This is a genomic window from Corynebacterium sp. H130, assembly GCF_037572395.1.
In the GTDB taxonomy this organism is placed as follows: Bacteria; Actinomycetota; Actinomycetes; order Mycobacteriales; family Mycobacteriaceae; genus Corynebacterium.
Map to the genome: position 1 here is coordinate 446,884 of NZ_JBBHLA010000001.1, position 26,413 is coordinate 473,296.

At 59.2% G+C, this 26,413-nt stretch carries 27 protein-coding genes; 10 read left to right on the plus strand and 17 right to left on the minus strand.

What is annotated here, in order from left to right; translation table 11 throughout:
- Positions 1-2: 2 nt before the first annotated feature.
- Genes WG939_RS02155 through hisD form a run of 5 tightly spaced genes read right to left on the minus strand, consistent with a single transcriptional unit; the run spans position 3 to position 4,511 of the window.
- Positions 3-1,259 (minus strand): MFS transporter, encoded by a 1,257-nt coding sequence (locus WG939_RS02155; RefSeq protein ID WP_339981955.1) that lies wholly within the window; start codon positions 1,257-1,259, stop codon positions 3-5.
- 60 nt (positions 1,260-1,319) lie between these two features.
- On the minus strand, positions 1,320-1,526 hold the full coding sequence (locus WG939_RS02160; protein ID WP_339981957.1) for a hypothetical protein: 207 nt from the start codon (positions 1,524-1,526) through the stop codon (positions 1,320-1,322).
- A gap of 3 nt (positions 1,527-1,529) precedes the next feature.
- Positions 1,530-2,126, minus strand: a complete 597-nt coding sequence (hisB, locus tag WG939_RS02165) for an imidazoleglycerol-phosphate dehydratase HisB (protein WP_339981958.1) — start codon at positions 2,124-2,126, stop codon at positions 1,530-1,532.
- A gap of 1 nt (position 2,127) precedes the next feature.
- Positions 2,128-3,207 carry a histidinol-phosphate transaminase gene (locus WG939_RS02170; protein WP_339981959.1) on the minus strand — a complete coding sequence of 360 codons (1,080 nt, stop codon included), beginning with the start codon at positions 3,205-3,207 and terminating at the stop codon, positions 2,128-2,130.
- Positions 3,207-4,511 carry a histidinol dehydrogenase gene (gene hisD / locus WG939_RS02175; RefSeq protein WP_339981961.1) on the minus strand — a complete coding sequence of 435 codons (1,305 nt, stop codon included), beginning with the start codon at positions 4,509-4,511 and terminating at the stop codon, positions 3,207-3,209. The genes WG939_RS02170 and hisD overlap by 1 nt, the downstream gene beginning before the upstream one ends.
- A 171-nt stretch (positions 4,512-4,682) precedes the next feature.
- Between hisD and WG939_RS02180 the strand changes: the two genes are divergently transcribed.
- Positions 4,683-5,723 (plus strand): YbjN domain-containing protein, encoded by a 1,041-nt coding sequence (locus WG939_RS02180; protein ID WP_339981963.1) that lies wholly within the window; start codon positions 4,683-4,685, stop codon positions 5,721-5,723.
- Positions 5,724-5,886: 163 nt separating this feature from the next.
- On the opposite strand, the gene nadC is transcribed toward WG939_RS02180, so the two are convergent.
- The 6 genes from nadC to WG939_RS02210 all read right to left on the minus strand — a co-directional run bounded on the left by nadC (position 5,887) and on the right by WG939_RS02210 (position 10,479).
- Complete coding sequence (nadC, locus tag WG939_RS02185; RefSeq protein WP_339981965.1) at positions 5,887-6,747, minus strand: carboxylating nicotinate-nucleotide diphosphorylase; 861 nt, start codon at positions 6,745-6,747, stop codon at positions 5,887-5,889.
- On the minus strand, positions 6,747-7,790 hold the full coding sequence (nadA, locus tag WG939_RS02190) for a quinolinate synthase NadA (protein ID WP_445227850.1): 1,044 nt from the start codon (positions 7,788-7,790) through the stop codon (positions 6,747-6,749). Before nadA ends, nadC begins: the two co-directional genes overlap by 1 nt.
- Before the next feature lie 37 nt (positions 7,791-7,827).
- Positions 7,828-8,412 carry a hypothetical protein gene (locus WG939_RS02195; RefSeq protein WP_339981967.1) on the minus strand — a complete coding sequence of 195 codons (585 nt, stop codon included), beginning with the start codon at positions 8,410-8,412 and terminating at the stop codon, positions 7,828-7,830.
- A 12-nt stretch (positions 8,413-8,424) separates the two neighbouring features.
- Positions 8,425-8,685, minus strand: coding sequence for a biotin synthase auxiliary protein BsaP (gene bsaP, locus WG939_RS02200; protein ID WP_339981969.1), 261 nt, complete (start codon positions 8,683-8,685; stop codon positions 8,425-8,427).
- Between the two features lie 7 nt (positions 8,686-8,692).
- On the minus strand, positions 8,693-9,700 hold the full coding sequence (bioB, locus tag WG939_RS02205) for a biotin synthase BioB (RefSeq protein WP_339981971.1): 1,008 nt from the start codon (positions 9,698-9,700) through the stop codon (positions 8,693-8,695).
- A gap of 116 nt (positions 9,701-9,816) precedes the next feature.
- Positions 9,817-10,479 carry a hypothetical protein gene (locus WG939_RS02210; protein WP_339981973.1) on the minus strand — a complete coding sequence of 221 codons (663 nt, stop codon included), beginning with the start codon at positions 10,477-10,479 and terminating at the stop codon, positions 9,817-9,819.
- Positions 10,480-10,576: 97 nt separating this feature from the next.
- Between WG939_RS02210 and WG939_RS02215 the strand changes: the two genes are divergently transcribed.
- The 7 genes from WG939_RS02215 to WG939_RS02245 all read left to right on the plus strand — a co-directional run bounded on the left by WG939_RS02215 (position 10,577) and on the right by WG939_RS02245 (position 19,127).
- Positions 10,577-11,143 carry a TetR/AcrR family transcriptional regulator C-terminal domain-containing protein gene (locus WG939_RS02215; protein ID WP_339981975.1) on the plus strand — a complete coding sequence of 189 codons (567 nt, stop codon included), beginning with the start codon at positions 10,577-10,579 and terminating at the stop codon, positions 11,141-11,143.
- Complete coding sequence (glgX, locus tag WG939_RS02220) at positions 11,140-13,332, plus strand: glycogen debranching protein GlgX (protein ID WP_339981976.1); 2,193 nt, start codon at positions 11,140-11,142, stop codon at positions 13,330-13,332. Before WG939_RS02215 ends, glgX begins: the two co-directional genes overlap by 4 nt.
- 50 nt (positions 13,333-13,382) lie before the next feature.
- Positions 13,383-14,732 carry an exonuclease domain-containing protein gene (locus tag WG939_RS02225; protein ID WP_339981979.1) on the plus strand — a complete coding sequence of 450 codons (1,350 nt, stop codon included), beginning with the start codon at positions 13,383-13,385 and terminating at the stop codon, positions 14,730-14,732.
- A gap of 89 nt (positions 14,733-14,821) precedes the next feature.
- Positions 14,822-15,406, plus strand: a complete 585-nt coding sequence (locus tag WG939_RS02230; RefSeq protein ID WP_339981980.1) for a hypothetical protein — start codon at positions 14,822-14,824, stop codon at positions 15,404-15,406.
- 123 nt (positions 15,407-15,529) lie between these two features.
- Positions 15,530-17,935 (plus strand): malto-oligosyltrehalose synthase, encoded by a 2,406-nt coding sequence (gene treY, locus WG939_RS02235; protein ID WP_339981982.1) that lies wholly within the window; start codon positions 15,530-15,532, stop codon positions 17,933-17,935.
- 9 nt (positions 17,936-17,944) lie between these two features.
- Positions 17,945-18,949, plus strand: coding sequence for a GTP pyrophosphokinase (locus WG939_RS02240; RefSeq protein WP_339981984.1), 1,005 nt, complete (start codon positions 17,945-17,947; stop codon positions 18,947-18,949).
- Between the two features lie 49 nt (positions 18,950-18,998).
- Positions 18,999-19,127, plus strand: coding sequence for a hypothetical protein (locus WG939_RS02245; RefSeq protein ID WP_339981986.1), 129 nt, complete (start codon positions 18,999-19,001; stop codon positions 19,125-19,127).
- 61 nt (positions 19,128-19,188) lie between these two features.
- On the opposite strand, the gene WG939_RS02250 is transcribed toward WG939_RS02245, so the two are convergent.
- From WG939_RS02250 to WG939_RS02270, 5 genes are read right to left on the minus strand one after another with little or no spacing between them, the layout of a single operon-like run.
- Complete coding sequence (locus WG939_RS02250; RefSeq protein WP_339981988.1) at positions 19,189-19,554, minus strand: RNA-binding S4 domain-containing protein; 366 nt, start codon at positions 19,552-19,554, stop codon at positions 19,189-19,191.
- Entirely contained in the window at positions 19,554-19,784 is a 231-nt protein-coding gene (locus WG939_RS02255; RefSeq protein WP_339981989.1) for a hypothetical protein, read from the minus strand. Before WG939_RS02255 ends, WG939_RS02250 begins: the two co-directional genes overlap by 1 nt.
- A 10-nt stretch (positions 19,785-19,794) precedes the next feature.
- Positions 19,795-20,442, minus strand: coding sequence for a YigZ family protein (locus WG939_RS02260; RefSeq protein ID WP_339981990.1), 648 nt, complete (start codon positions 20,440-20,442; stop codon positions 19,795-19,797).
- Positions 20,439-20,897, minus strand: a complete 459-nt coding sequence (locus tag WG939_RS02265; protein WP_339981993.1) for a GyrI-like domain-containing protein — start codon at positions 20,895-20,897, stop codon at positions 20,439-20,441. The genes WG939_RS02260 and WG939_RS02265 overlap by 4 nt, the downstream gene beginning before the upstream one ends.
- A gap of 4 nt (positions 20,898-20,901) precedes the next feature.
- Complete coding sequence (locus WG939_RS02270) at positions 20,902-21,366, minus strand: hypothetical protein (RefSeq protein WP_339981994.1); 465 nt, start codon at positions 21,364-21,366, stop codon at positions 20,902-20,904.
- 63 nt (positions 21,367-21,429) lie between these two features.
- Here WG939_RS02270 and treZ point away from each other — a divergent pair, with 63 nt between their 5' ends.
- The gene (gene treZ, locus WG939_RS02275; RefSeq protein WP_339981996.1) at positions 21,430-23,139 is read left to right on the plus strand and encodes a malto-oligosyltrehalose trehalohydrolase; all 1,710 of its coding nucleotides are present in this window, start codon (positions 21,430-21,432) and stop codon (positions 23,137-23,139) included.
- Here treZ and ilvA read toward each other — a convergent pair.
- Entirely contained in the window at positions 23,132-24,436 is a 1,305-nt protein-coding gene (gene ilvA / locus WG939_RS02280) for a threonine ammonia-lyase IlvA (protein ID WP_339981998.1), read from the minus strand. The two genes, treZ and ilvA, sit on opposite strands and share 8 nt — an antisense overlap.
- Before the next feature lie 156 nt (positions 24,437-24,592).
- Here ilvA and WG939_RS02285 point away from each other — a divergent pair, with 156 nt between their 5' ends.
- Positions 24,593-26,371, plus strand: coding sequence for a choice-of-anchor I family protein (locus WG939_RS02285; protein ID WP_339982000.1), 1,779 nt, complete (start codon positions 24,593-24,595; stop codon positions 26,369-26,371).
- The last annotated feature ends 42 nt before the right edge of the window (positions 26,372-26,413 follow it).

Sequence of the window (26,413 nt, forward strand, 5' to 3'; positions counted from 1 at the left end):
AACTACTTGCGCTTGTTCCTCATTCGTGCGGGCCGAGGCAGGGACACCCGCTTGAGTCGGGCCTGAATATTGTTGGTCTCACTCACGCGATGGCGCCCCAGGGCGGCGTCGAGAAGCGTTGCAAACAGGCCGAGCACCATGATTCCAGCAGCGGCGGCGAAAGCGCCCGAATACGCGTAGGCGGTTGCGACCATTCCCAACGCGAATGAGCCGATGCCGGTGCCCGAATCGAAGGCGATGTTCCACAGCGCTGATGCTTCGGAAACTTTGCTGCGTGGCAGCCGGGTAAACATCATGAGCAGGGCCTCGTTTTGTGCAATGCCGAAACCGCCACCGTAAAGCACCGCGGCAAGGAACAACAGCCACACGGACCAATCGTTGAGCACGGTGACGGACATCAAGGCGAGACCGAGTGCGCCTGCAAGTAGACCAGGCGCCATCACGAGCCCCGCCTGGCCACGGCGATCCGCGATGAGGCCGGCGAAGTAGCGGAAGACCATTTGCGCCCCACCCACGATGGACAGCACCACACCAGCAAACAGTGCACCATTGACCGCATCGGACTCCCGTACTGCTGCGGGCAGGAAGGTGGACACAACGCCAAAACCCATGGAGGCGACACTGATGCCCACCGCGGGAACCGTCACCAATTTCCAAATCGGTACCGGCATCTTCTCCTCCACTTCAGTGTCGGAGTTCTTACCCTCCGGCCGAATTCGAGGAATCAGTAGACACATGGGAGCTGCGACAAGAGCCGTGGCAGCCCCAAGGACATAGACCGCATTGAAACCAACCTGCTGGGCCAAATAAAGGCCCAGTGGCAGGAAGATGAGCTCAGAAAGCCCGACGGCGAGCCCCAGCATGCCGGCGGCTTTTCCGAGGAATCGCATGGGGACTAGCTCAGCGATTAGTGCGGATTCTGCAACCGTCAACGCTCCGAAACCGATTCCGCGAATGGCACTGACCAGCAAAACAGGCAGCGGATCAATGCTCACCGCCAGTCCAATTGCTGGCACACCCAGCAGGAACGCGGCGACGCTCATGACCGGGATGTAGCCGAAAGTTCGGCACAGCCGTGGGGTGATGATTTGAGTGAGAACCGTGGCTGCCATGAAAACGCCGGTGGTTGCGCCAGCATAGGTATCAGATCCGCCGGCTTGAATGACGGCGAGTGGGACCACGGGAAGCAGGAGCGCCCAGCCACCGAAGGCAGCGGCGACAGCAACGATGGTGGCGAGGAATCCAGGGCTTTCCCACATGCTCGTGAGGCTCTCGAGTTCGTCTCGGGTCAGCCGCCGATTCTTCGCCTTTGCTACCACTTAGGTCATTTCTCCCATCAAGAACATCACTGCGGCTGCTAGCGCTAGCGCCGATGTCACAGCCAAAGCGTACGTTGCTTTCCTATTTTCGGCTTGGTACGCCGACCACGCGCCACCGACCAACAGACCGGCGACTATGAACAGTACATACACGAATGCGTAATTCGGCTCGGATGCACCGCTAGCCACTGTAACAAGTTCCGCCATGAGCTACAGCGCGCCCTTAGTCGATGGGATGCCAGTGAGGCGCGGGTCCTTTTCCACTGCAGCTCGCAGGGCACGGGCTACAGCTTTGTACTCCGCTTCGGTGATGTGGTGCGGGTCGCGTCCGTAGTGGCAGCGAACGTGCAGCGTGATGCGGGAATTCAGCGCGAGAGTTTCGAAGAAGTGCTCGTTTATCACCGTGGCGTAGTGCCCGCCGATGATCTGGTGCACCATGTGCTCAGGCTCGCCGGTAATCACAAAATATGGGCGCCCGGAAATATCGACGATGGCCTCACAAAGGGTTTCATCCATCGGCAGCATTGCGGAGCCGAAGCGACGAATTCCCTTTTTATCCCCCACTGCTTCGAGCAATGCCTGACCGAGGACGATAGCGGTGTCCTCAACGGTGTGGTGAGCGTCGATGTGCGTATCGCCCTTGGCATGAACGGTCAGATCAAAGGCGCCGTGGACACCGAAGGCGGTGAGCATATGATCGAAGAACGGCACGCCGGTATCGATGTCGACCTTGCCTGAACCATCAAGGTTGATTTCAACCTTGATGTCAGACTCGCTGGTCGTGCGTGAAGCCCGTCCGATGCGCATGTTATTTCCCCTTCTCAGCGGCCCGAAGCAGGGCGTCGTTTTCTGCAGGTAGACCAATCGTAGCGCGCAGGTGCCCCGCCACGCCGACATCACGAATGAGGACGCCCGCGTCCAGGAATCGCTGCCAAGCAACCTTTTGGTCCTCGAACGGACCGAAGAACACAAAGTTCGATTCGCTCGGGATCACGGTGTACCCGAGCTCGGTGAGTCCGGCCACGACACGATCCCGCTCCTGAGCAAGCTTCGCGACGGTCGCCAGCGTGTCTTCCCGGTGGCGCAGCGCGACGATCGCGGCCGCTTGGGACAACGTGGACAGGTGGTACGGCAGACGCACCAACATGACGGCTTCGATGAAGGCTGGATCCGCCACGAAGTAACCAAGGCGCCCACCCGCAAAGTCGAAGGCTTTGCTCATCGTGCGTGAAACGACCAGCTTATTCGGGTATTTTCCAAGCAGCGTCGTGGCGCTTGGCGACGGCGAAAACTCACCATACGCTTCGTCAACAATCACGATTCCTCGAGCTGCTTTGAGGATTCGCTCGATATCTTCGAGAGAGGTCACGTCGCCGGTCGGATTGTTCGGAGTCGTCACAAAAATGACGTCCGGCTGGTGCTGGGCAATCGCCTCAAGCGAGGCAGCCATATCGATGCGGAAGTCTTCGCCACGTGGAATTCCAATGAATTCGGTGTACGTGCCTTGCGCAAGGATTGGGTGCATTGAGTAGCTCGGCACGAAACCCATGGCTGTCCGCCCCGGGCCACCAAAGGCCTGCAGCAGTTGCTGCAGCACCTCATTGGATCCGTTGGCGGCCCAGAGGTTGTCCACGTTGACGGTTACACCGGTCTGCTCGGTGACGTAGTCCGCGAGCGCAGTGCGTAGTTCGACGGCATCGCGCTCTGGGTAGCGATTCAAGTCCGCAGCCAGTTTTCCGACCTCGGCGACAAGATCATCAATGAGTGCCTGGGATGGCGAGTATGGGTTCTCGTTGGTGTTCAGTCGGACGTCGACATTGAGCTGCGGAGCGCCGTAGGCAGACTTTCCGCGCAGCTCCTCGCGCAGTGGCAGATCCTGAAGTGCCATTAGCTTTCCTCCAAACGTGCCTTGATGGCCTCGCCGTGCGCAGGCAAGCGCTCGGCGTCTGCCAAGGTGATGATCGTCTGACCGATTTCCTTGAGCCCCTCAGCGGTGTACTCCACAAAGTGCATCGGCTTCAGGAAGGTGTAAGTGGACAGGCCGGCAGCGTAAGCTGCGGAGCCAGACGTTGGGAGGACGTGGTTGGAGCCAGCGGCGTAGTCGCCTAGAGGAACTGGTGCGTGCTCGCCCACGAAGACAGCGCCAGCATTCCGGATCCTGGCAGCGACAGCTGCCGAGTCTTTTGTATGAATTTCCAGGTGTTCTGCCGCGTAGGCATTGGCCACCGTGATGGCGTGGTCAATGTCGTCGACAAGCACGATGCCGGACTGTTCGCCCTTAAGGGCCTGGGCGACGCGGTCGGCGTTGAGGGTCACGCCGTAGCGTTCCTCGATTTCCTTGTCGACGGCTTCCGCGAGCTCCGGCGAGGTGGTGATCAGCACAGATGCCGCCATGACGTCGTGCTCCGCCTGGGAAATCATGTCGTAGGCCACGTACACCGGGTTGGCGGTTTCGTCGGCGACAATGGCGATTTCAGTCGGTCCAGCCTCCGCGTCGATACCGACCACGCCACGGACGAGCCGTTTAGCTGCGGTGACAAAGATGTTGCCTGGGCCCGTAATCATGTCGACTGGGGTGAGCTCGTTGTCACCGTACGCGAGCAATGCTACGGCCTGCGCGCCACCGACAGCCCACACCTCTTCAACGCCGAGCAAGGAACACGCAGCGAGAATAGTTGGGTGAGGCCAGCCACCAAAGTCCTTTTGTGGCGGGGAGGCCACTACCAGGGAAGAAACCCCTGCTTCCTGCGCTGGAACCACATTCATGATCACGGAAGATGGGTACACAGCATTGCCGCCCGGTACGTACAGGCCGACGCGCTCAACAGGCAGGAACTCCTCACGCACCACTGCCCCATCCCCCAGAGTGACAGTGCTACCCTTCGGCTTCTGCGCAGCGTGCACCGTGCGTACCCGGGCGATGGCCTCCATGAGGGCCTGCTTGATCTGCGGGTCCAAGTCAGCCTCCGCTTGCTTTACGACGTCCGCCGGCACCTGCACGGATTCCGGCACAATGCCGTCAAACTTCTCGCCGTATTCCAAAGCTGCGACTACACCGCGAGCTCGAATCTCCTCGACAATGGGACGAACCGTCGACTGCACCGCATCAACATCCATCTGCGCACGTGGCAAGGTACGGCGGAGGGCGCCAATGTTCAGTTCTTGTCCACGCACATCGATGGTGTTTAGCATGGTAGTTCAGCCTCTCTAGTCCCAATCTGGCAAGGTGGAAACAAGGATTATTCTAGGCCTCCACGATGCTGGTATTTTAGACTCTTTACAAGAATCGGCCCTTTTCGAGGGGCTTAGAATTTTCACTAGACTGCAAATTATACAGGCGCGATGTCCGGAAGGAGGTATCAGGTGACCTACAGCGAAGCGGACAAGAAGAAGATTCTTGTCTTCCCCACTATCGCCACCTTGGGAGCCGCCGTAGACGAACTTGGATTCTCCTTCAACGAGGGTGCCGACCGACTCCTGCTGCCGTGGGACCTCCACCGCATCGTGCTCACCGTGCCGGCCACCGGGCCACTCGCCGTCGTCGCGCTCACTCAGCTGCGCTGTCGCCTGCCGTTCGGCGTGCTTGACGACGTCAAAGACTTCGTATCCTCCTGGAACTCCGAACGAATCAGCCCGACGGCCGCCATGCGTATCACCAACGAGGGCGACCTCTCCCTGTCCTTCGCAGCCCACCTCCCCATCGGCGCAGGCATCTCATTCGACCAGCTTGCAGACTTCGTCTACCGCGCCTGCGACGTATCGGAAATGGCGATCTTGGATTTGCAGTCCCGACTCGGCAGCTACATCATTGCCCTCGACGACTTCGCGCAAATCATCGACGACGAAAAAGCCCTCCACGCCCAGCTATTCCAGCCCTACGGGATTGACCGGGACCCAACGCGCCCCATCGACGCCGAACCATCAATGTCCTTCTTCCTCGACTCCACCGAACCACCAGTGCTCATCGACGAAGAACCACTGCCAGTCACCATCCAGTCAATTGCCGAGGCATGGAAAGAACGCGGCATTGAAAACATGGATATCCGCGACGACTTCATCGTCACCGGCATCAACAACATCCTCATGGCCGCATTCATCGACAACGGCCCATCCATCCTGATCCGAGGACACTGGGACTGCGCACTCCCACAATCCGAAGCACTCAAAGCATTCCTCATCGCCAACGACTGGAACACAGCCCACCCGACAACGCGCGCCCTCTGGGTAACCGAAGAAGACCAACTCCAACTACGCGTGGAAACCGCCTACCCCATCACCAACGGACTCACCCCAGACCAGCTAGATCTCTTCCTGACCAGCGCAACGCAAGACATCTTGTCTGCCATCGACTCGCTGAGCCTGGAGATCAGCGGGAACTCGCCCGTGCACTGGCCCGAGGGATAGGGGGAAATCTTTCCCGTTTTTGGACCGGAATTTCTTCATTTCCGCAGGTGGGCATGCCCAAAGAGGGGAAAGATTTCCCACTTGAAGAAATCTTTCCCCTGAAAAGTCCGGTTTCCTGTCATTTCCCCAGGACGTTAGGCCCGATTACGGGAAAGATTTCCACCTACTCGAAGTCGAGCCCGAGATCGAGCGTCCGAACAGAGTGCGTGAGTGCTCCGACGGCAAGGAAATCGACGCCGCAATTGGCTAGGTCGGCTGCCTTGTCGATGGTCAAACCGCCGGAGACTTCCAACAGAGTGTCAGGAGATAGCGCATTGCGCCGTTGGACTGCGACTTGGACTTCCCACAGGTCGAAGTTGTCGAGCAGTACTTCGTCCGGCTTGAGGATGAGTACTTCGTCAAGCTGGGCGAGCGTGTCGACTTCTACCTCGCACCATACGTCGGGAAATTCGTGACGGACGCAGCGCAGAGCTGAGGTGACGGATCCTGCTGCGGCGACGTGATTGTCTTTGATCATGGCTCGGTCGCCGAGCCCCATGCGGTGGTTTTCTCCACCGCCCGCGCGGACTGCGTACTTTTGTAGTTTGCGCATTCCGGGGAGGGTTTTGCGGGAGTCGCGAATCTTTGTTTTCGTACTCTTGGTGGCCTCAACCCAGGCAGCGGTAGCCGTCGCAATGCCGGACAGGTGCGTGAGAAGATTTAGCAAGGTGCGCTCTGCGGCTAGCAGGTTTCGGGTTCCGCACTCGATGGTGGCGACCACGTCGCCGGGGATGACAGACTGCCCGTCCTCGATGGCGACGGTGACCTCGAAATCCTCGGATTTGCACACCTCGCGGAGAACTTCACCAATCAAGGCGCTGCCTGCAATGACTCCGTGTTCGCGGCTCACAATCTTCGCAGTGCTGCGTTGGCCATCGCCGACAGTGGCGACGGAGGTGATGTCCGGGCCGTAGGCGAAGTCCTCGTCCAGGGCTACCCGGATGATGGAGCGTGCGTCGGTTAGGTCAAGGCCGAAATCTGGCATTATTCGCCGTCACCTGGCTTTCCGATAGTAATCATTCGCTCGACGCTGGCACGTGCCTTCGCCGCGACTTCTGGTTCAACATCGACTTCGTCGGCGCCTTCTGCCAAGCACCGCAACAGAGCTGCTGGGGTGATGCGCTTCATGTAGCCACATTCGGCACGCTCGTTGACTGGTAGGAACTGTGCATCAGGAGCGGCTTGCTTTAGTTGGTGGAGCATGCCGAGTTCGGTGGCCACGAGCACTGTGGTGCCACCGGATACGGTTCGGGCGGAGGTGAGCATGTCGCCGGTGGACAGCATGTGGACGCGGTCGCGCTCAATGGTTCCTTCACCTGCGAGGTAAATGGCGGAATTTGCGCAGCCACACTCTGGGTGGATGTACAGTTCGGCATCTGGGTTGTCGAGAGCAGCTTGTTCCAGCTGACGAGCGCTGATGCCGGCATGTACGTGGCATTCGCCTGCCCACGTGTGGACGTTGGTGCGACCGGTTTCGCGGATTACGTGAGCGCCCAGGAACTGGTCCGGGCAGAACAGGATCTCTTTTTCAGGATCGATCGACGCGACAACATCAACGGCATTGGAGGAGGTGCAACAGACGTCGGTAAGCGCCTTGACCGCCGCGGTGGTGTTGACGTAGGACACGACCACAGCGTCCGGGTACTCGGCTTTCCACTCGGCGAGTTGCTCGGCAGTGATGGAGTCCGCCAGGGAGCAGCCTGCGTCGGCGTCCGGAATCAGCACGGTCTTTTGTGGCGAGAGAATTTTGGCGGTCTCGGCCATGAAATGAACGCCGCAGAAAACAATGACGTCGGCGTCAGTTTCCGCTGCGATGCGCGAGAGCGCCAGCGAATCGCCGGTGAAGTCAGCGATGTCTTGAATCTCGGGAAGCTGGTAGTTGTGAGCCAAAATCACGGCGCCACGCTCGCGCTTCAAACGCGCGATTTCTTCCCGCCACGCATCATCGGCGACCACGCCACCGAAACCGCTGGCACCGTGGCTTATCGACGACATCAGCTCGGATTCAATCGGCTGCAGTGTAGTCATGATTGGCTGCTACTCCTTTAGCGCAGGTGGCAATTAATTAACCTGAAACGTTAGCACGCTCGCTGCCAGAAGCAGCGTCGATTCCCCCACTCGATGAGTGATCATCAGGTTGGAAAACCGCAGCGCACCACAAAGTAATGAGAAATGTCACTGGGGCGACGAGTATCGCAATGCCCATATCCACGCTGGGCAGGTACTCAACGGTAGATCCGACTTGGAGATGCTCCGGGTCGTTGACCCCCACCCGAGACAGTGCGAATTGGGTGCCGATGTAGAAGAAGACGATCTCACCGATGAACGTCGACAAGGCGCCCCAAAGCAGATGACCGAGGCCGAGGTTTTGGCGGTACTTCAGCGCACTGTAAATCGCTAGGGCGATTCCCAGCACGATGAAGCACGCCACCATGACGCCAAAGGTGGCGAATTCGAGATTCCCGTTGAGAACCAGCGGGTCGGTGATGGCAACGGAACGCTCTTCGGTGACGGTGCCCGTCATCAGTGGTCGCCACCAACCCCAGCCAAGCCCCGCCACTGCAAACACAACAAGAGTGAGCACAAAGTGGCCAGACAATGCCCCGACGGAGCGTGGAACCTTGGGGCGTGGCTGTGGAGAAGCTGTCATAACTTATGAAGTCTAGCGCTCCAGATATTTGGAATCGACGCTGCCGTGTCGAGAGCAGCTCGCGTCCCAACCATCAGGACGAACCTGGACCACGATCCGGCGCCCGCAGATTTGGCAGTAGCGGGGCGCTTCCAGGCCTGCACGCGCACTCGGGCTGAGGGTGATGGTCAATTCCCCACTTTCGGGGATCTTTTCACCGGTATTCGGATGAAAGACCGGCGGAGTGCCGAGGAGCATCGCTTCCAGCAGCTCCGTATTGTCAGCGATCTTCATCAGCTAGTTAGACCGTTGCGTTCAGTGCCTTGATCGGCAGTCGGAGCTTGCCCATCATGTCCAGATCCTGCTCGAGCGGGCGCCCCAGAGTGGTGAGGTAGTTGCCCACGATGATGGCGTTAATGCCACCGAGCAGGCCCTGCTCAACACCGAGGTCACCAAGGGTCAACTCGCGGCCGCCTGCGAAGCGCAGAATTGTCTTTGGCAGCGCCAGGCGGAAGGCACCGATAGCTCGCAGCGCGTCCTGAGCTGGCATGACCTCGCGGTCAGCAAAAGGGGTGCCAGGACGAGGGTCGAGGAAGTTCATTGGAACCTCGGTTGGGTTCAGTTCCGCGAGGTCCTGAGCGAATTCTGCTCGCTGTTCCAAGCTCTCTCCCATGCCGAGGATGCCACCGGAGCACACTTCCATTCCTGCCTCAGCGATCATGCGCAGAGTTTCGCGACGAGACTCCCAGCTGTGGGTAGTCACCACGTTTGGGAAGAAGGAGCGAGCAGTCTCCAGATTGTGGTTGTAGCGGTGCACGCCAGCCTTGGCCAGACGATCAACCTGCTCTTGAGTCAGGATGCCGATGGAGGCGGCAACTTCGATGTCTACCTCGGACTTGATGGCGGCGACAGCCTTTTCCAGCTGCTGCATCAAGTTCTCATCCGGTCCCTTAACTGCTGCGACGATGCAGAACTCGGTGGCGCCTGTCTTCGCGGTCTGCTTTGCAGCATCCACAAGCGCTGGGATGTCCAGCCATGCGGATCGGACTGGGGAGTCAAATAGGCCGGACTGGGAACAGAAGTGGCAGTCTTCCGGGCAGCCACCGGTCTTGAGGGAGATGATGCCTTCCATCTCCACTTCTTCACCGCACCACTTCAGTCGAACTTCGTGGGCAAGCTCGAGGAGCTCCTGAATGCGGTCCTCGGGAAGGTTGAGCACAGCCAGGGTCTCTTCTTTATTGAGACCCTCGCCGCGCTCCAAAACCTTGTCCCGGGCAAATTCGAGGATGTCGGTATCGACCGTGGTCATTGGGGCTCCCTCATGTCTGGAATCTTGAACACGCCAAAGCGGCGAGTGTGTACAGGCTCACACTACACGGTCGCTTGAACACTGTTCAAGAAATGGGGGCACCAACGCCCAAACCCCTAGCTACAAATCTTCCAGGTACCCTGCTCGTTGCGGAATGCCATGGTGTTGGTAGCGGACTCACCCGCGCCAGTCACGGTGGTGATGCTTGCGGTCGCACGATCACCCTCCACCAGGACATTCGTAACATCGGTGACCTTGGTGGCCGTTGCTGCGTAGTCAGGCATGACAGTCAGCGGAGCATCTGGAATACCAGCCAGGTTGAAGGCTGCAGCGCCACCCTGCTGGTTGAGTACCTCAGTACACATGCTGTCCACGAAAGTATTGATGTACTGGTGAATCGTCGTTGCAGATTCCTGCTTCTTCACTCGCTCGGTGATCGCCTGAATCTCTTCTGGAGTTCCCGGACGACCCTGAGCGGCTGGCTCCACATTGGACTTCACTGGAGCCTGTGGCAAGCCGCCTGGCACAGGAGCTGCTGCAGCTGGCTTCGACTGCGAAGAAGACTCGGCCTTTGAAGCAGAGGATGCACTGGAGGATGAAGACGGCGCAGCCGAAGACTGCGATGAAGGCGCAGCACTCGACTTTGCTGCCGAGCTGCTTGAAGGCGCAGACGTTGCAGCCGGCTTCGACTCCTCCTTGGAACCACAGCCAGAAACAACCAGTACCGAGGCCACCACAATCGCAGCACCTGTACGACGCAGCGCCGTTTGATTCTTCATTGTCCGCTTATCTCCTTGTCTGATGGACATTAAGTATCAGTAGTGTAGGGCGATTTTGCTCCCACCACCACAGAAGACGCCATCTATTCTAGAAACCGTGCAGTTAACTCGTGAAAGCATCATCGGCGCAGCGATCGACATCCTCGACACCTACGGGCTCGCGGATATGACCATGCGTCGCCTGGCCAAACACCTCGACGTCGTGCCGGGCGCCCTGTATTGGCATATTCCCAACAAGCAGTCGCTCATCGAAGCTATTGCCGAGGAAATCCTCACCCCAGTGTGGCAAGCAATTGCCGTCGAAAAGCCCTCAGCACAAGAGCTGTGCCGCGTCTTCCGCACCGCCATGAACGACCACCGCGACGGCGCCGAAGTGGTCTCCGCTGCGCTGCCGGTCGGCGACATCACCCCGCGCATCACCACCGGGCTTATCGACGCCCTAGCGGACAAAGATCTGCCAGCGGACTTAGCTGAATTGACTGCAAGCACCCTCATCAACTTCTGTGTCGGAGCCACACTCCAGGAGCAATCGCGCCGTCAACTCGCCGTAGCACTCGACCAAGAAGGCACCACTGAAGATCAGGAAGAACGCGTGTTCACCGCGGGTCTGGAGTTGATCATGTCAGGTGCACTGGGCAAACGTTCAGTAGAGTATCTGTCATGACAACACCTCAGGAAAGCACCCGTCAGATCTGGCCAGGAGAGGCTTACCCTCTCGGTTCCACCTACGACGGAGCGGGCACCAACTTCGCTCTGTTTTCTGACGTCGCTGAAAAAGTTGAACTCTGCCTCATCGATCGCGAGCAAAACGAGGAGCGAATCGAGCTCGAAGAGGTGGACGCCCACATTTGGCACTGCTACCTACCTGGTGTCCAGCCTGGCCAGCGCTATGGCTACCGCGTGTACGGCCCTTACGATCCGGCAAACGGCCACCGCTGTGATCCTTCGAAGCTGCTGGTTGACCCTTACGCCAAGGCCTTTGACGGCGAGTTTGATGGTCACCCATCGCTGTTCTCCTATGACATCACGGATCCGGATAATCCGGATGGCCGCAATGAAGAAGACTCCCTGATGCACACCATGCGGTCAGTGGTCATCAACCCGTTCTTCGACTGGGCCAATGACCGCGCCCCTAAGACGCCGTACCACGAGACCGTCATCTATGAGGCACACGTCAAGGGCATGACCATGACGCACCCAGACGTGCCGGAGGAGCTTCGTGGTACCTACGCGGGTCTTGCTCACCCAGCGATCATCAATTACCTCAAAGACCTTGGTATCACCGCCATCGAGCTCATGCCGGTACACCAGTTCCTGCAGGACGATCGCCTGCGCGAGCTTGGCCTTCGCAACTACTGGGGTTACAACACCTTCGGCTTCTTCGCCCCGCATCAGGACTATGCTGCCGCCACGAAGCCGGGAGGCGCCGTATCCGAATTCAAGGGGATGGTGCGAGCCTTCCACGAGGCCGGCATTGAGGTCATCCTCGACGTGGTTTACAACCACACCGCTGAGGGCAACCACCTGGGCCCAACCATTGCTTTCCGTGGCATCGACAATGCCGCCTACTACCGTTTGGTAGAAGGCGACAAGCGCCACTACATGGACTACACCGGCACCGGTAACTCCCTGAACGTCCGCCACCCGCACTCCCTGCAGCTGATCATGGACTCCCTGCGCTACTGGGTGTCTGAAATGCATGTCGACGGCTTCCGCTTCGACCTCGCCTCCACCCTGGCCCGCGAACTGCACGATGTCGACCGCCTATCTGCGTTCTTCGACCTCGTGCAACAGGACCCAATCGTCTCCCAGGTCAAGCTCATCGCCGAGCCGTGGGACATCGGCGAAGGTGGCTACCAGGTGGGCAACTTCCCACCACTGTGGACCGAGTGGAACGGTAAGTACCGCGACACCGTCCGCGACTTCTGGCGCGGCGAGCCAGCAACCCTCGGTGAGTTTGCTTCCCGCCTGACTGGTTCCTCCGACCTCTACGCCAACAACGGTCGTCGCCCAACCGCGTCCATCAACTTCGTCACCGCTCACGACGGCTTCACCCTCAATGACTTGGTCAGCTACAACGAAAAACACAACATGGCCAACGGCGAGGACGGCCGCGACGGCGAGTCCCACAACCGTTCCTGGAACTGTGGCGTTGAAGGCCCTACCGACGACGAGGACATCAAGAAGCTCCGCCGCCAGCAGCAGCGCAACTTCCTCACCACTCTTCTGCTTTCCCAGGGCACCCCGATGATCGCCCACGGTGACGAGCTCTCCCGCACCCAGGGTGGAAACAACAACGTCTACTGCCAGGACTCCGAGATTTCCTGGATGGACTGGGAGTTCGTCGAAGAGAACAAGGACTTGGTGGCATTTACGCGTCGCCTCCTCGAAATTCGTCGTGATCACCCAGTTTTCCGTCGCCGTCGCTTCCTCGCGGGTGGCCCGCTGGGCGAGGACATGGAAGATCGCGATATTGCGTGGCTGAACCCAGAAGGTCGCCTCATGACCCAAAGCGACTGGGGATTCACCGCTGGCAAGTCAATCATGGTCTACCTCAATGGCAACGCCATTGCAGAGCCGGATGAGCGTGGCCAGCGCGTCACAGATGACTCCTACCTGCTGTGCTTTAACGCCTACCACGAGGACATCGATTTCACTCTCCCAGATGCGAGCCTCGGTGGCAGCTGGAAGCTCCAAATCGACACGACCGACGAGACCGGCATCCCAGCGGACGAGGAAATCTACTCAGCTGCTGGCCACCTTGTGGTCCCTGCCCGTAGCGCAATGCTGCTCAAGCAGATGACCCCGCCAGCACAGGCAGCTGATTCCTCTGAAGAAGGCGCAGCCAAGTAGAATCGCGGTAGCTTCCCGACTCTACGACCCAAGCAAAGAGTGATGCCCCAGTGATTGCAGCGCACGGTGCCCACGTCAACGTAACGACAACCAGCGTGGACATTCGATACTCCCCCTTGATGGAAGCGCTGCGTCACCGGTCTCACTCGATTGCCATCGCCGACATCACCGATGTCCGCCACCAGGCCCCCACGCCGGTTATTCCCGGCTTCGTGCTTTTCGACGGCCCAGGCCTCACCATCGATTTCGCACCAGGGCAAGCCGAACAGGCCCAGCAGCTCGTTGCTGCAATTGAAGCGGCCCGCCGTGGCGAAGCCCCCACCGACACAGCTGAGGTGCCGATTCCAGGTCTGAGCTTTGTTGCCTTTGACGTAGAAACCGCGAACGCAGATTGGGGTTCCATCTGCCAGATGGGCGCCGTTCGCTTTGTCGACGGCGTCGCCACCGACGAAATTTCCTGGCTTGTATCCCCGCCACCAGGCCTGGAAACCTTCGATCCGGACAACGTTGCCATCCACGGCATCACCGCTGAAGACGTCACCGACGCCCCGGATTTTCCGGAACGCCTCGCAGCGTTTGTCGAGTTCGTCGGCGACTCCCCACTGGTCGCGCACAACGCGCAGTTTGATTTCACGGCGCTGTCCCGCGCCTGCGCCGCTTGTGGCATCGAAGCTCCAACCATGCACTTCGGCTGCACTCTCCTCATGGCCCGTGCGGCACAGCTGGGCTTTGAAAACAACAAGCTTCCCACGGTTTCGGCAGGCCTCGGCGTAGAGCTGTCGAAGCACCACGATGCGACGGCCGACGCCGCCGCCTGTGGCGGTATCGCCGTTGCGCTGGCACGGCGTGCGTCCTACACGGGAAGTTTTCGCGAGTTTTGCTATTCACGAGGGTTCACCATGGGCACGCTCGAGCCGAGCCGCGTCTACCCCGTTCTTCGCGACCGCAGTGGCGCGGGCATTGCGCTGCAGCGCAAGAAGTTCGGTGATTCGAGTGCCCCGGGAACTGCTCAGCCTGTAGTGGAGACGCCTGTGAGCGTCGAGAAGCCCCGGCGCGCGCAGTCGGCGCCTTGGGCCCGCGTGGCCACCCCTGAGGTGATTCCCGATCCCAACCGGGACGCGGATCCGGCCAATCCGTTGTTTGGCCAGAATGTCACTTTGACGGGCGATTTCGCACCTTATGAGAAGGGCGACCTGTGGCAACGGATGGCTGATAAGGGCGCGACGGTCGGTAAGAGCGTGACTAAGAAGACCACCATTTTGGTGTGCGGTCCGTGGGCGTCGAAGACGTCGAAACAAAAGCGTGCTGAGGAGCTCATCGAGAAGGGCCAGGACATCTCCCTGTGGGATGAACAGCAGCTGTATGCTGCCCTAGGACTGGATGAGCAGCCACCATTTTAGAAAATCTTTCCTCCCAAATGGAACCTTTTGCGGGGCTGGTGCAGTCTAAATAAGTAGAGGGATCATTTTAGAAATTTTCGGGGGAAAAATTGCCATCTACTTACGTTCTGCGACTGCGCAGCACCGCACAGCTCGATTCTGTCGCGCTCAGCTGTGACAACTTTGCCACTGCGCCCGCAACCATTGCGCTTTCAGAGCACATTCGAGTCGCCTTCAGCACTGTGGGAATGCCGGAGGCTGACCTTGGTCACGGCGAGCTGACCGGCACCGCGTTGGAGATATGGAATCGCACTGCCCGAGCTGTGCTCGATGAGGCCTCGGATAGCGACTCGCAAACCTTCTTTGTGCGCCACATTCATTCGCCGGATTTGCCTCGCACTGTTCAAATCCGCACGCGCACCGAAGTTATGTCTCAGTGGCTTGCACATCCTCTCCTTTTCACTCAGCTGCACCATTGTGTCAGCACTGTATTCGGAACCGACGACGCCGTCTTTCACGTATTGGGTCCAGACGCGGTCGTGGCAACCCAGGGCGACATCGACGTGCATCAGCTGGATCACACGGGATTGGACATCAATCCCGACTGTTTCTTCCCTCAGTTACGCTTTCACCAGGGATTTCCGGTTGCATCCGAGCTGGTGGCACCGCAGGCTGAAGTCCCAATCAGCCTGTAGTCGACTGGTCGGCACACCTGGCCGATGGGGGGGTCGCTTTCCGGCACGACTGGTCAAATCTCCCTAGACTTGATGCGGAACTAGATCGAAACCTGCCGAGATCACAAAGGACGAACGGACACGATGCGACGCCCAATTACAGCCACTTATCGCCTCCAGCTCAGGGGACCAAAAGCTGACGAATTTGGGCGCGCGTTCGGTTTTGCAGAGGCAGCCGAACAGCTCGAATACCTTGCCGAGCTCGGCATTTCCCACGTCTACCTGTCACCGATCCTCACTGCCTCACCAGACTCGAACCACTCCTATGACGTCATTGACCCGACCACGGTCAACCCAGAGTTCGGCGGGATGGAAGGGTTCAAAACCCTGGCCGAAAAGGCGCATGCGCTCGGCCTGGGCATCATCGTTGACATCGTGCCCAACCACGTTGGCGTGGCAAAGCCGGAGCTCAACGCCTGGTGGTGGGATGTTCTCAAGCACGGACAAGAATCCCAATACGAGCATTTCTTTGACATTGACTGGCACGAAGACAATGGCGCCGGCGGGAAAATGGGCCTGCCTGTGCTGGGCGCGACGGAGGACGTCGATAAGCTCACCATCGACGAATACAACGGCGAACCGGTACTGCGCTACTTCGATCACATCTTCCCGATCAAGCCAGGTACCGAAGGTCAGGATCCCGTGCAGGTGCACGACGCGCAGTCTTACCGTCTGATGTACTGGCGTGACGGCATCATCGGCTACCGTCGCTTCTTCTCGGTGAACGAGCTCGCGGGCCTGCGCCAGGAGGATCCGCTCGTCTTTGAGCACACCCACCAGGTGTTGCGAGAGTTGGTGGCGCTCGACCTGATCGATGGTGTTCGTGTTGACCATCCGGACGGACTCGCCAATCCGTTCAGCTATATCAATCGCCTCCGCGATGTCGTGGGTCCAGATCGCTGGCTCATCGTGGAGAAAATCGTGGGCGTTGAGGAGCCGCTCGATCCCCGTTTGAACGTCGACGGCACCACCGGCTACGACGCGCTGCGCGAGTTCGACGGTGTCTTCGTTGCTCGGGAAGGCGTCGACACGCTGTCGATGCTCGCGATGCAGCACACCGGATCCCCGTGGGATAACGCCTCCTTGATCGCAAATGAGCATGCGCTCAAGCGCGAGGTCGCGGAAAGCGAGCTGGCTGCCGAGGTGCGTCGTCTAGCCCGCGCCATGCGCCGCGACAACTTCTCCACCGCGGGCCCGCACGTCTCGGAGGAACAGCTCATCGACACGATCGTCGAGCTCGTCGCCTTCATGCCGGTTTACCGCGCGGACTACATTTCGCTTTCTCGCGTCACCGCCACCGTCATTGCGCAGATGGTGCAGCGCTTCCCTTCCCACCGCGACGCACTGGACATCATCGCTGCGGCGCTGCTTGTCGACGGCGAAGCTGCCACCCGTTTCGCCCAGGTTTGTGGTGCCGTGATGGCTAAGGGCGTGGAAGACAAGATGTTCTACCGGGCCTCGCGCCTCGTGGCACTTCAAGAAGTCGGTGGTGCTCCTGGCCGATTCGGTGTCTCTGCCGCTGAATTCCATCTGCTCCAGAATGAACGCGCCCTGCTCTGGCCGAAGGCGATGACCACGCTGTCGACCCATGACACCAAGCGTGGCGAGGATACCCGCGCCCGGATCATTGAGCTTTCAGAAGTCCCGAGCGAATTCGTGGAATTCGTCAACCGAATCACGGCCATCACCCCGCCGCCGGACGGCGCGACCGGCCACTTCCTGTTGCAGAACCTGCTGGGCGTGTGGCCCGAAAACGGCGAGCCGACCGACGATCTGCGTGACCGCTTCCAGGCTTATGCGCAGAAGGCCGTTCGCGAGGCCGGCGTCCAGACCACCTGGACCGAACCGAATGCGTCGTTCGAATCCTCTGTCTCCCACTGGGTTGACGCGCTGTTCGACGGCCCAGTCACTGCGCATCTCACTGAGTTCGTCCAGCTCATTGCGCCTGCAGCAACTGATATTTCCCTGGGCCGTAAGATGCTGCAGCTCATCGGAGCTGGCGTTCCTGACATTTACCAGGGCTGCGAATTCTTCACGGATACCCTCGTGGACCCTGACAACCGTCGCTTCGTTGACTACACCGCGCGCAGCCAAAAGCTCGCGGTCCTCAAGGAGCACGGACTGGATGAGGATGCAGACGCCGACCTGAAGAAGCTCGCAGTAGTCAATGCGGCCCTGCGCACCAGGCAGGAACGCCCAGAGTGCTTCGTGGGGGCCGATTACCAGGCGGTATACGCAGTGGGCCCAGCCGAAGCCAACATGGTGGGTATGGCCCGTGGTACCTCTGAACGGGATATCCAGGTCATTGCAGTGGCCACGCGAAAGCCAATCATTCTGGAACGTGGCGGTGGCTGGGGCGAAACCACGCTCACGCTGCCGGAAGGCACCTGGCATGAGGAACTCACGGATCGTACTTTCAGAGGCACCGTGAAGTTGGAGGAATTGCTCAGCCTCATGCCGACCGCACTGCTTACCTTGGTGCGTAGCTAGCATAGACGCATGGGAACGAGACGGATTCCGCAACTGGGTGCCACCTACCACGAATGGCTTCGTGCGCACCCAACTGTTGCCACCGCTTTTCGAGACACCATCGAAGAAATGCTCGTCGACGCTGGCGTCTCCTTCGACCGCGTCGTTGCCAGGGTGAAGGAATGGCGCTCTCTCAAAGCCAAGGCGATGCAACGCACCCCGGAGGGAGACTTTCGCTACCCCGATCCGTGGAATGACATCAAGGACATCGTAGGCATCCGCATCACCACCTACTTTTCTGCCGATATCCCGGTGGTGCTCGACATTCTTGGCAAGCAGTTCACGGTGTTAAAGAGCGTCGATAAGGCGGCGGAAACCCGCATTGCTGGTGGTTTCGGCTACGGTTCGCACCACCTTGTTTTGCAAGTCCCGAATGATTCCGAAGACTTGGCTGAGTTCCGTGGCCTCATTTTCGAGGTGCAGGTGCGCACCGTCCTGCAGCACGCGTGGGCCGAATTCGAACACGACATCCGATACAAAGGCACCGACGTGCACGACCCACGCATCGATAGGGCCTTTGCCTTGGCTGCCGGGCTCATCGAGCTCGCTGATCAACAGTTCGACCAAATCGCGCGCATCCAGGGCGAAGCCCCCACCACTGGTGATGATGTCGAGCTCAGCGCAGAAACCCTGCCGGGTGTGTTGGCGATGCTCGTCGGCAAACGCTTCCCTCAGTCGCGCTCCGAATACTACTCGTGGCTCGAAGACATCCTCGCGGTCAATGGCATCACCACGGTGAGTGAACTGCGCGATCTCCTCGACGACACCGACATCGCTGCCGTCGAAGGCGCACTGAAATACCAATTCGTCCCAGGCCAGGTACGCATTATCGACGACCTCCTCCTCAGGCGCTTCGGCAACGCACATATCGAACGCACCCAAGGCCTGGGCAAACATGCATCTCAGCGCGCGGGGCGACTACGGAAACGACTCGGTGTCATGGTCGATGCTGGCATTGCCGTCGACGTAGACTAGGTTTAACATCAGTAGTGACAATCACAACGTACTAGGAGTAACAATCGTCATGGGTTCCATGCTGCAAGAATTCCCACAGCTCGCCGATGCTCTACACGTCTGGGCCCTGACCATCGCAGATTTCTTCCGCGAGTACGGCATCAACTTCCCACCCGCTGACTGGGGTCTCGGGCTGTAATTTGTAGGGCTTAAAAAGACCTCCCTCCTGCCAGTTTCGGCATGAGGGAGGTCTTTTAGTTCTATGTCCTACCCATCAACCTGTCGATCTCGCGACGTTCTCTCTTGGTAGGTCGGCCTGCGCCTCGATCACGGCGAGGCATGGACATCAGGATTTCCTTCGGCGGTGGGGGTGGTGAATGGTCGATGTAGCAGGTGCGAGCAATGGGAGCGCCAACGCGTTTGTTGATCGTTTCCACCACTTCGACATCCCATTGCTTGTGGTCAACCCACACCCGGACTCGATCCCCGGGGACGATGCTCTGCGAAGGTTTCACTGCTACGCCATTGAGCTTGACGTGTCCGGCTTTGCACGCTTCCGCGGCTGCCGAGCGGGTCTTCATGAGTCTGACTGCCCATACCCAGGCGTCAATTCGAACTGAAGCCACTAGTACTGATCGCGGTGATTAACGATCTTTTGCACGCGGCGGTAGTTCACAAAACCGCCCACAACAGCGACGACCAGTCCGAGTACCAGGAAGATTGGATCGACGAGCAGCCACAGGGCGACGCCACCGACAAGGCCGGAAGCGACAGCGATCGCGCCGTTGCGGGAGTACTTTCGCACGGCAGCTTTACGTTGCTCAATGGGATTACGAGGGTACGGTTGCATCGTCATGATGCCAATGTTAGCAGCGACCTTCAATCCATTGGGTTCCAATAAGCGCAGGTGTCACGCTGCCCCGGGTGGTTTCTGCAAGAAAGGCTTCGAGGCGAGGAAGCTCTCCTGGCGCCACCCCAATGCGATAGTCCACCATTGATCCATAAGCAGTGTCTACTACGTCAAACCCGTGGCCACGAATCTCGGCCTCGATTCGCCCGGCGATGGCATGGTCCAGGCTGACCAGGTAAAGCTCTCTGAGGGTTCGGGTCGTGCTGCGCACGTCGGCAAGCGCGGAGTTCACTGATTCGGAGTAGGCGCGTACCAAACCGCCGGTGCCCAGCTTGATGCCGCCAAAATAGCGCACGCTGACTGCGACGATGTCCCGGAGCCCACTGCCGCGCAGCACGTCCAGCATCGGAAAACCCGCGGTTCCGGAGGGCTCGCCATCATCGCTGGACCGCTCCACCGGGTTGGCGCCGTCGACGTGGTAAATGAAGGCGCTGCAGTGATGACGCGCATCGGGGTATTCCGACTTCAGCTGAGCGACGAATTCGCGCGCGCTGGCCTCATCAGTTGCCCTCGTGATGAATCCCAGAAAAGTGGAACGCTTGATTTCTAGCTCGCTGCGGAAAACCTCGCCAGCGACGGGACGGCGGTAACTTGTCTCGTTCAAGCGACCACGCAACACAGATCGGTGCGCAGCGCAGCGGGATCCATATCAGGCGTCGGCTGGGTGACATAGAGCTCCCAGCAAGGGCCCGCAGGCTCGTGTCCCTTGGCTGCTACATCTTTGACAAACTCCGCCCACGCTAGAGGCAATCCTTCGTAGCCACCCCAATACTCTGCGCGGGCGATTAGGCCTCCGGGCAACGAGGACTCTGTGAGATTCGGGTCCGCCTCTGCCAGCTGCCCCGGAAAGCCAATTTCCACATCGAGGGTCTCCGCCATGCGCGTATACATTGCTACAGCCGGGCCGGATGGTTGCACCAGGCCTTCGGTGATTGCTGCGTGGAAGCGGGCGAAGGTGGCGTCGAAAAGCTCAGGGAGGTGCTGCTGCGCCACGCCCTCGCGCTTGACGACGACCGTCGGCACGGAATCGCGGTGAGCGATCTCAACCTTCGTGATCATTGCTCTAGAATACCAACACCCGCGGATACCCCTTGACCTGCGGGTCCTCAGGGGCTACAACGATGATCTCCCCTGCTTCGCTCAGCGTTGGGTTCGCGCGCACCGCATACACACCGTGATGGGGATGCCGATCAACGTCCAACGCGACCTGCAGCGCCCGCGCCAACCAGAGCCTCGTGTCCGGATCAGGACACGTAATAGCTAACTTTTCGGGGTGATGCCGATAAGACGAGGCGATCTCCCCCACCCGCGCGAGATCTCGCTGCTTCCACGCCCCTTCCGGCGCGATCACTTCCGCGATGAGCCCGCGCAGCTGTTGAGCGGTGGTGGTGGCGGAGTCCCGCCCCTGAAGCAAGGACGTTGCGTAGGCTGCGAACGAGGCGACAGAAGAATTTAGTCGTCGCCTCAGCTCTTGTATTTCTTCGCTTGAAAGCTCAAGCTGCTCCAGCACATCCTTTTCCTGGCTCATGGCTTCAAGTTTTCCATGCTGCTTTCGCTGCTGCCAGGTGAAAAAATCATTAGCCTGGGAGTCATGTCTGTTTTTGAAGTGTGGGCCCCGAACGCAACCGATGTCCGCCTGGAGGTGGACGGCGCTACCTTTGAAATGCGCGCCCGTGACAATGGTTGGTGGGAGTGCGACAAACAAAAGCAGCCTGGCCAGCGCTACGGGTTTTCGCTTTTCGACGGCAACAGCTGGTCATCCGTAGTCCCCGACCCTCGCACCACCGAACAACCGGACGGCGTTCACGGCCTATCGCGCGTGAGCGAGACGCATTTCGAATGGACGGATCAGGGCTGGACGGGACGTGTGCTCCCGGGGCAGGTGATTTACGAGCTTCACGTTGGCACGTTCACCCCGAATGGCACTTTCCGGGGTGTGATAGACAAGCTCGACTACCTGAAGGACCTTGGGGTTACGACCATTGAATTGATGCCGGTGCAGCCTTTCGCCGGTGATCGAAATTGGGGATATGACGGTGTCCAGTGGCATGCAGTGCACGAGGGATACGGTGGCCGCACTGGTCTGAAGGAGCTCGTCAACGCGGCCCATAACAAGGGCATGGCAGTGATGATGGACTGCGTATTCAATCACTTTGGCCCCGAGGGCAACTACAACGGCATGTTCGGCCCTTACACGCAGGCGGGCGAGACGCCATGGGGTGACATCGTCAACCTCAGCGGTTTTGGATCCGACGCCGTTCGTTCCTACATTCACGATGCGGTACGCATGTGGTTTGAAGAATTTCATGTTGACGGCATCCGACTGGATGCAGTGCAGACCCTGTGGGATCCCGGCGCGATCCACCTTCTGGAACAGCTCACCTTCCTGAAAAACGAAGTCGAGGCCACCACGGGCATTCCGCGCACGTTGATCGCCGAATCTGATCAAAACGATCCCCGCCTCGTCGGCGCGCAGGACGCTGGGGGCTACGGACTCGATGGCCAGTGGATTGACGATGTGCACCATGCGCTGCACACGCTGGTTTCCGGCGAGAACCATGCCTACTATTCCGACTTCGGCACCACTGATGTGCTGGCTGCTGCCATCAAGCAGGTGTTCTTTCACGCGGAGACGTTTTCAACCTTCCGTGGCCGCACACACGGTCGCAGGCTGGACACCACCATCGTGCCGGCTTTCAAATTTGTCACGTACACCACGACGCACGACCAGGTTGGCAACCGCGCCATTGGAGATCGCCCCTCCATGAACTTGTCCCCTACCCAGCAGGTGCTCAAGGCAGCGGTAATCTACAGCCTGCCATTTACCCCGATGCTGTTCATGGGTGAGGAATTCGGCGCGCGTACGCCGTTTTGCTTCTTTGTGTCGCACTCCGACCCTGAGCTGCTGCGGATGACTCGAGAGGGTCGATTGAACGAATTCAAGCGCAGCGGTTGGAATGCTAATCAGGTCCCAGATCCCGGCGAGGAAGCCACCTTCCTGAAGTCAAAGCTGGATTGGGATTTCGATCAAAAGCAGCAGCACATTTTTGAGGCGTACCGCACCCTCCTTCGTCTGCGCAAAGAGCTGAAGCTGGCCCGACCTTACTTGGAACACCTCGACGTCATCTACGACGAGAACTGGCTGGCGCACTCCCACGGTGATGTCACTTTCGTGGCCAACTTCTCAGACGAACCAGTCACTGTGCCTTTCGGTGGCGAGCTCGTCTACTCATTCACCTCACCACAGGTAGGTGCGGAGCAGACGACGCTCGATCCGTGGGGTTTTGCCTTCCTTAGGTAAGGAAGTCGTATTCCGGCGTTCCCGGGCGCAGCTGCTGGCAATAGATTTTTGATTGTTCCATGCGTTCCAGGAGCTCTGGTAAGTCGCTGGCGCGGCCTAGTTGAATGCCCACCAAGGCGGCACCGGTGTCTCGGTTGTTTCGCTTGAGGTATTCGAAGCGAGTGATGTCATCGTCCGGGCCCAATACCTCATTGAGGAAGTGGCGGAGCTGGCCTGGTTCTTGTGGGAAGTTAACCAAGAAATAGTGTTTGAGCCCCTGGTGAACGAGTGATCGCTCCACGATTTCGTTGTAGCGCAACACGTCGTTATTGCCACCGGAGATGATGCACACGATGGTTTGCCCAGGGGTGATTGGCATCGCGCCGAGCGCCGCCACACTCAACGCTCCGGCTGGTTCCGCGACGATTCCCTCGTTTTGGTAGAGCTCGAGCATGTCCGTACACACTGCTCCCTCGGAGATTGCCACCATATGCAAGCGGGAACGCTGCTTGTCTACAACGTGGTAGTTCAGGTCTCCGACTCGCTTCACTGCTGCCCCATCGACGAAGGGATCGATGTCGTGAAGGGTGACGGGACCATTGTTGTCCAGCGCTGCTTGCATCGATGCAGCCGTTGCAGGTTCTGCGCCAATGACCGCGGTGCGCGGCGACATGTCATGGAGGTAAGAGATCACTCCGGCAAGTAGCCCGCCTCCGCCAACCGGTACGACGACGGCGTCGGGGTGCTTACCCATGGCCGTGAGCTGCGAGAGGATCTCGGCCGCGACAGTGCCTTGACCGATGATCGTGTCTCGCGCGTCAAATGGTTCGACCATGGTTGCGCCAGTTTGCGTTGCATCCTCGCGCGCCGCAGCTGCAGCCTCATCAAAGTTGGCTCCGACCAAACGCAGTTCGACCGAGTCTTTGCCGTGCACCTTGATGCGGCTCAGCTTTTGCTTTGGAGTTGACTCGGGGACGTAGATGCGCCCTTTGATTCCCAACGCATGGCAGGCATAGGCAACACCTTGGGCGTGATTTCCCGCAGAGGCGGCGACGATTCCGGCGGCTCGTTCCTCCTCGCCAAGTTGAACAATGTTGTTATAGGCGCCGCGGATCTTGTAAGACCGCACGTCTTGTAAATCTTCTCGTTTGAGGTACACCTGTGCACCGGTCGCCTCCGACAAACGGGGGCAATATTGCAGTGGGGTCGGGGCGATCACCGTGGAAATTCGTGCCTGCGCGAGTTGAATATCTGCTGCTCGAATGGCGGCATTCTCTGCTAGTGACAACGACTTTTCCAGGTTTTGGTGATCAGACATGCACTTATTCTACGCCCCACAACGCCCACATAGTGAAATCTTCGTCTCAAAATTGAAATTCATTCAAGGTTTACCTTGTAGATACGCCACCTTTATGTAGCGGGCCCATACTAATCAATCGTTATCGTCCGTTTATTTTCCTGGAGTCGAGAAGTCGTGAAGATTCGCTTTGGCGCTATCGCTACCGCTCTGGCCACGAGCACCACGCTGGTCCTTTCCACACCTGCACACGCTGCCATCGTTGCTAACCCAATCACCCACATTGCAGCTGATTCGACGATCACCGATATCAAGCCAATTGGCACGCATGAGACTGGCCAGTTTGAGCAGTCCGCAGCCGAAATCGTCTCCTTCCACGCTGCCTCCAAGCGCCTCATGGTTGTCAATGCCCAGTCCGGAGCCATCACTGTTCTCGACGCATCCAACCCTGCAGCCCTGACCGAACTTCACACCGTTTCTGCCGGTGCAGGCACCACCGTCAACTCTGTTGCAGTGCGTGAAGACGGCCTCGCAGTCGCCGCCGTCGAGCCTGCCAACAAAACCGATGAAGGCTCCGTCATTTTCTTCGACGCAGCAGGCTCCGGCGAGATCCTGGGCCAGCTCCCAGTTGGCTCCCTCCCAGACATGGTCACCATCTCCGAGGACGGCAAGTACGCTCTCGTAGCAAACGAAGGTGAACCAGCAGATGACTACTCCGTCGACCCAGACGGCTCCGTTTCTGTCATCACCCTGCCGAAGACTGTTGCCACAGCCACCGAGGTCCGCACCGCAACCTTCACCGCTTTCGAAGGCAACCTCCCTGAAGGCGTCCGCGTCTTTGGCCCAGAAGGCACCGATGTGCAGAACCTGGAGCCAGAGTACATCTCCACTAAGGATGGCAAGGCATACGTCACCCTGCAGGAAAACAACGCTGTGGCCGTCATTGACATCGCCACCGCAACCGTCGAAGACATCCTGCCACTGGGCACCGTTGACTTCTCCAAGGTTCCATTCGACTTCTCCGACAAGGACGGCAAGACCGAGCTGCGCAACGCGCCGGTGAAGGGCCTGCGCCTCCCTGACTCCATCGGCACCTACTCCGCTGGCGGCCAGACTTACTTCGTCACCGCTAACGAGGGTGACTCCCGCGACTGGGACGGCTACTCTGAGGAAGAGCGCGTAAAGAAGCTCGACCTCGCTGAGGACTTCGCAGGACTGACAGCAGAGCAGATCGCCGAGCTGCAGACGGAAGAGAACCTCGGCCGACTGAAGGTCACCACCTCCCTCGGCAAGAACGACGCCGGTACCTTCGACGAGCTTTACACCTTCGGTGGTCGCGGCTTCTCCATCTTCGACACCGCCGGAAACCTGGTCTTCAACTCCGACGACCAGTTCGAGTCCATTCTGAAGGACATCCCAGGCGTCCTATTCAACTCCGACCACACCGAAAACGAAGCTGACGGCCGCTCCGACGACAAGGGCCCAGAGCCAGAAGGCCTCACCATCGGCAAGATCGGCGACCGCACTTACGCTTTCATCGGCCTGGAGCGCGTCTCCGGCATCATGGTTTACGACATCACTGATCCAACCGCCGCGAAGTTCGAGGCCTACATCAACAACCGCGACTTCACCGCCGACACAACCACCCCAGCTGCTGGCGACCTGGGCCCAGAAGGCCTGACCTTCATCCCAGCCAAGGACTCCCCTAACGGCAAGCCTCTGCTGGCCGTGGGCAACGAGGTCTCCGGCACAACCACCGTCTACGAGATCACCGCACCAGTTGCAGATTCCGGCAACGGCTCCTCCGAGGGATCCTCCGGCTCTAGCGCAGGTTCCTCCACCGGCGGCATCTTTGCAGCTATCCTCGCCGTTCTCGGCGTAGTGGGCGCACTGTTCCAGCTCCCTGGCCTGCAGCAGCAGCTGATGGCCCTGCTGAACAAGGCAATGGGCCGCTAGTAGCCCAACGCAATAGCTCCCCGACGATATGTCGGGGAGCTA

Excerpts from the sequence above, each read along its gene's own strand:
- treY (WP_339981982.1), top strand. The coding sequence starts at position 15,530 with ATGCGACGCCCAATTACAGCCACTTATCGCCTCCAGCTCAGGGGACCA.
- WG939_RS02240 (WP_339981984.1), top strand. The coding sequence starts at position 17,945 with ATGGGAACGAGACGGATTCCGCAACTGGGTGCCACCTACCACGAATGG.
- WG939_RS02160 (WP_339981957.1), bottom strand. The coding sequence starts at position 1,526 with ATGGCGGAACTTGTTACAGTGGCTAGCGGTGCATCCGAGCCGAATTAC.
- WG939_RS02245 (WP_339981986.1), top strand. The coding sequence starts at position 18,999 with ATGGGTTCCATGCTGCAAGAATTCCCACAGCTCGCCGATGCTCTACAC.
- WG939_RS02170 (WP_339981959.1), bottom strand. The coding sequence starts at position 3,207 with ATGGCACTTCAGGATCTGCCACTGCGCGAGGAGCTGCGCGGAAAGTCT.
- WG939_RS02265 (WP_339981993.1), bottom strand. The coding sequence starts at position 20,897 with ATGATCACGAAGGTTGAGATCGCTCACCGCGATTCCGTGCCGACGGTC.
- hisB (WP_339981958.1), bottom strand. The coding sequence starts at position 2,126 with ATGCGCATCGGACGGGCTTCACGCACGACCAGCGAGTCTGACATCAAG.
- ilvA (WP_339981998.1), bottom strand. The coding sequence starts at position 24,436 with ATGTCTGATCACCAAAACCTGGAAAAGTCGTTGTCACTAGCAGAGAAT.
- treZ (WP_339981996.1), top strand. The coding sequence starts at position 21,430 with ATGTCTGTTTTTGAAGTGTGGGCCCCGAACGCAACCGATGTCCGCCTG.
- hisD (WP_339981961.1), bottom strand. The coding sequence starts at position 4,511 with ATGCTAAACACCATCGATGTGCGTGGACAAGAACTGAACATTGGCGCC.
- WG939_RS02255 (WP_339981989.1), bottom strand. The coding sequence starts at position 19,784 with ATGACGATGCAACCGTACCCTCGTAATCCCATTGAGCAACGTAAAGCT.
- bsaP (WP_339981969.1), bottom strand. The coding sequence starts at position 8,685 with ATGAAGATCGCTGACAATACGGAGCTGCTGGAAGCGATGCTCCTCGGC.
- WG939_RS02195 (WP_339981967.1), bottom strand. The coding sequence starts at position 8,412 with ATGACAGCTTCTCCACAGCCACGCCCCAAGGTTCCACGCTCCGTCGGG.
- nadC (WP_339981965.1), bottom strand. The coding sequence starts at position 6,747 with ATGCCAGATTTCGGCCTTGACCTAACCGACGCACGCTCCATCATCCGG.
- bioB (WP_339981971.1), bottom strand. The coding sequence starts at position 9,700 with ATGACCACGGTCGATACCGACATCCTCGAATTTGCCCGGGACAAGGTT.
- WG939_RS02210 (WP_339981973.1), bottom strand. The coding sequence starts at position 10,479 with ATGAAGAATCAAACGGCGCTGCGTCGTACAGGTGCTGCGATTGTGGTG.
- WG939_RS02155 (WP_339981955.1), bottom strand. The coding sequence starts at position 1,259 with ATGTGGGAAAGCCCTGGATTCCTCGCCACCATCGTTGCTGTCGCCGCT.
- glgX (WP_339981976.1), top strand. The coding sequence starts at position 11,140 with ATGACAACACCTCAGGAAAGCACCCGTCAGATCTGGCCAGGAGAGGCT.
- WG939_RS02270 (WP_339981994.1), bottom strand. The coding sequence starts at position 21,366 with ATGAGCCAGGAAAAGGATGTGCTGGAGCAGCTTGAGCTTTCAAGCGAA.
- nadA (WP_445227850.1), bottom strand. The coding sequence starts at position 7,790 with ATGACTACACTGCAGCCGATTGAATCCGAGCTGATGTCGTCGATAAGC.